The organism is Moorena sp. SIO2C4 (genome assembly GCF_010672485.1).
Lineage (GTDB): Bacteria > Cyanobacteriota > Cyanobacteriia > Cyanobacteriales > Coleofasciculaceae > Moorena > Moorena producens.
Map to the genome: position 1 here is coordinate 1 of NZ_JAAHGN010000823.1, position 3,474 is coordinate 3,474.

Below are 3,474 nucleotides of genomic sequence, written 5' to 3' on the forward strand. Positions count from 1 at the left end.
TCGCCTGTATTCGCTACCCGTACTCTGATGGTGGTACGACCAGCATTGAGTTCTATTTCCCCTGTTTGGGGAATGATTTCGCCTGGAATCACTAACTAACTCCTTAAACCCTGACTAGCTTTTCATTATCTGGTGAATTAGTTGATTATCTCGTGAATTAGATTTTTTTGTAGCCTTAACTTACACACTGAAGTATATAGGAAGTGGAGTTTAGTTTTTTTTTAAGGTTCTAGGCTCTAGGCATAAGGGGTCTACATTGAATGGCTCTAGGATTCTGGGGTATGAAGCTGCGCGATCTTAGCACGGAGGCTGTCAACTGCTTTTTTTTGTACCTATTACTTATTACCTATTACTTATTACTTATTACCTACTACTTATTGCTTATCACCTATTACTTATTGCTTATTACCTATTACCCTTACCATATTTTTTTATCTAGCTTATCTTTTCTTTACACAGTCTTTAATCAATTAATCCTGACTTCTCTAGTCTGTTCTGAATAATCGATATAGGTGTTATTGAATTTTTATTTATTAAATATTTGATGGTTATATTTCTACAGTTAATGATTCCTTTTTGGTCAACTCTGACATCTTACATTGCTTTTAAAGCTATACTAATCGCCAAAAATATCCTACTTATGGAAAAATCTTGCTTGATCAGCAGCCGGTTATTCAAAAATTTATTTTGGCAACTATTCGCAATATTAAATTAGTCATGACTACTATCCATACTTTTTTATTTTTCTTGTCTGGTGTTTGATTTCTTTTAAAGTTTTTTTACCATTGTTTGGTGCTTATGGGACTCCGTTCATTAGTTCAATTATGGAACATTTTAAAGTTCCAACTCAATGAATATCAACCCAACAACAATAGGATTCTTGAATCAAATGAGCCTAAGTTCAAAGAAATCTTGACGAAACGAATCCAGATTGTTGATAACTGTCTTTATACGATTAATGACTGTATGAATAGCCTGAATAACATCGTAGATCATCAAGGAACTGCACAACTGAGCAGTGAGCAAATCAATGACCTCAGAAACCAACTTATCCATCTCACAGAAGAACTCCGTCAACTCCGGTGAATCCTCTGATGATTTAAGATGAGTTAAACAGTTACTTATCAAGCTTTTTGTGGGATTAACGAATTGGGTCATGTACAGTAACCAGTTTAGTCCCATCGGGAAAGGTTGCTTCTACCTGGACTTCATTCACCATTTCGGGGACTCCTTCCATCACATCATCCCGCGTCAGCAGGGTAGTGCCGTAACTCATTAAATCAGCTACTGGACGTCCTTCCCTCGCACCTTCCAAAATTTCCGCAGAAATGTAGGCAACGGCTTCTGGGTAATTCAGCTTCAACCCCTTTTCCTTGCGGCGTTCTGCCAATAAGGCGGCAGTAAAAATTAGTAGTTTATCCTTTTCTTGGGGTGTCAGTTGCATTCTCCTATCCTGTGGTTAGTAGCAATTTTGATATTACAACGGCCAAACTCGTGGCTTAATAATAGGACGCCCGAATAGATTAACGCGCAACAGTTGCCAAACCTCCGTAAACCAGTGTCTCACCTCCTCAGTCGAAGCACCACGATAGCGGCATAATAATCCTGGCATTAGCTGAGTTACCCCAGCTTCCCCTACATACTCCCTAGCATTCCAAAGTTCCCTGGCTTGTTCGATAATCTCTGATGATAGCGCTTCCCCTACCAAAACTAATGTTCCTACCACTGGTTGTCCCGCTAAACCATAAGGACTAGAGAAGGTGGCTTCGCTAGCTGGTAACCATTGTCGGTCAATCCACTGGGGATGTCCTTGCTGCCAAACTTCCGTATGCGATCGCCAATTTCCCTCCACAAACCTTTCTCCTCTAGCACTCCGTCCAAATCGGGTAATTTCCCAGCCTAACCAACGGGCTCCCGGCGCTAATTCTACCCGCAAATCCTGCCGGTAAACTGCACCATTGAATACAATCGTTTCCTGGGGCAACCATTCTAAACAAGCACCAGTCTCTACTTGGATCCGGATGATTTGTCTAGTTTCTGGCTGTTTTATACTAGCGCTATAGTTATTAGGATTAGCGCTAGAGATATTTGGTCTAGCTTCTGGTTGGTTTAGACTACTGCTAAGCTTTTCATGATTAGTGCTATAGTTTCTTAGACTAGCGCTAGAAGTGCCCCTACCATAAGCTTTACTAGCAGCAGCAGTGGTGATTAAAGCATGAGTCCCCGATTCCAGGTGGATATCTTGAGACAGTCTGTCCCGTGCTACCATTCCTCCAGCGGTATGAAGTACGACACTGTGACAAACCCCTAGCCCTTCTGGATAAAACGGTCGCTGTACCTTCAAGGGAGCTTTGGCGTAGGTGTGAATAGGTTGAGTTTTCCCCTGGCAATAGGCAAAGCGTAATTCAAGGCTGCCATGCCATCGAGATTGATCACTATCTGTCGGTTGTGGTTGAGAAAGTCGATTCACCAATAGTTAAAGGGCAATGTAGGGTAATTGACCGGGTCGCTTGGGCGTTGCTCAATATCAGAATCATATCAACTATAGTTGAGCAAGTTACTAATTACCGATTACCGATTACTGATTACCGATTACCGATTACCGATTACCGATTACCAATTACCAATTACCAATTACCAATTACCAATTACCCTTAAGTCTTCAACAATTTGGCAAGCCTTGATCTGTCACTAATTGCCCGATTGAATCGGTGCCAAACTAATCACAGTACGTTGGTTAACAGGAGAAGTCGGGTCAGTACCAGGTTGGGGTTCAGAGAAACCTAATCCTTCCACAACGAATTGATGGGAGGGCTAGCCACTGTTGACGATTTTCTACAAATATCTTGCAGTATCTTCAAAAATATGTTAGACTTTGATTAAGAATCTAGTGTCATTGAAAACATTCTGGTTCCTTGAATTGAAGCCGAAAACCAAAGCTTTAATGATAGTGGTTGCGTTTTCTATTAAACACAGATTTATGCGCCTTGAGCGGAACAAAACCTATCTTGGCCTTGGGAGATACCCCCTGGCTGCGAGAGCAGCTTGCATTAGTGGGCTAAAATCTGCAAAGTAGATTTTGGTAGCTAAAAAGTATCGGACTTAATTGAAACGAAGCCTTGGCAAACTTGACTTCACCTAAAACTTCTAAGTTAGTTAGGGGCTGGGGGTTTTGTCCCTCTGCCTCTGGCACTTGAGTCCGATTAGGTTCAGATTTTTGTTCTGGTTGCGATTCCTTGGCTTTATCATCTGCCTCAGCCACTTGAGTGGCGGTAGAGTCAGGTTTTTGTTCTGGTTCAGTCACGGTTTTTTCCGGTTCTGATTCCTTAGCTTGATCCGCTTCAGTGTTAGAGGAATCCTCAGATTTAGCCGCAACTTCTGGCTTTTCCTCACCTTTTCCTGGAACTGAAGCCTCAGTGTTATTATCTGCCTCAGCTACTTGAGTGGCGGTAGAGTCAGGTTTTTGTTCTGGTT

The 3,474-nt window shown here is 41.8% G+C and carries 4 protein-coding genes and 2 pseudogenes; 2 read left to right on the forward strand and 4 right to left on the reverse strand.

All coding sequences use genetic code 11. From position 1 onward, the window contains the following. Positions 1-92, reverse strand: a pseudogene (locus tag F6K20_RS29730) (urease subunit beta); the annotation flags it as partial. A gap of 820 nt (positions 93-912) precedes the next feature. Here F6K20_RS29730 and F6K20_RS29735 point away from each other — a divergent pair. Further along, the gene (locus tag F6K20_RS29735; protein ID WP_154659670.1) at positions 913-1,086 is read left to right on the forward strand and encodes a hypothetical protein; all 174 of its coding nucleotides are present in this window, start codon (positions 913-915) and stop codon (positions 1,084-1,086) included. 55 nt (positions 1,087-1,141) lie between these two features. On the opposite strand, the gene ureA is transcribed toward F6K20_RS29735, so the two are convergent. Together ureA and F6K20_RS29745 are read right to left on the reverse strand one after the other, a co-directional pair. Continuing rightward, complete coding sequence (gene ureA / locus F6K20_RS29740; protein ID WP_008179425.1) at positions 1,142-1,444, reverse strand: urease subunit gamma; 303 nt, start codon at positions 1,442-1,444, stop codon at positions 1,142-1,144. A gap of 33 nt (positions 1,445-1,477) precedes the next feature. Continuing rightward, a complete protein-coding gene (locus F6K20_RS29745; protein WP_008179426.1) occupies positions 1,478-2,470 on the reverse strand; it encodes an urease accessory protein UreD in 993 nt (330 codons plus the stop codon). 78 nt (positions 2,471-2,548) lie between these two features. On the opposite strand from F6K20_RS29745, the gene F6K20_RS29750 reads away from it, so the two are divergent. After that, complete coding sequence (locus tag F6K20_RS29750) at positions 2,549-2,695, forward strand: hypothetical protein (RefSeq protein WP_008179427.1); 147 nt, start codon at positions 2,549-2,551, stop codon at positions 2,693-2,695. 363 nt (positions 2,696-3,058) lie between these two features. On the opposite strand, the pseudogene F6K20_RS29755 reads toward F6K20_RS29750, so the two are convergent. Continuing rightward, positions 3,059-3,474, reverse strand: a pseudogene (locus tag F6K20_RS29755) (hypothetical protein); the annotation flags it as partial.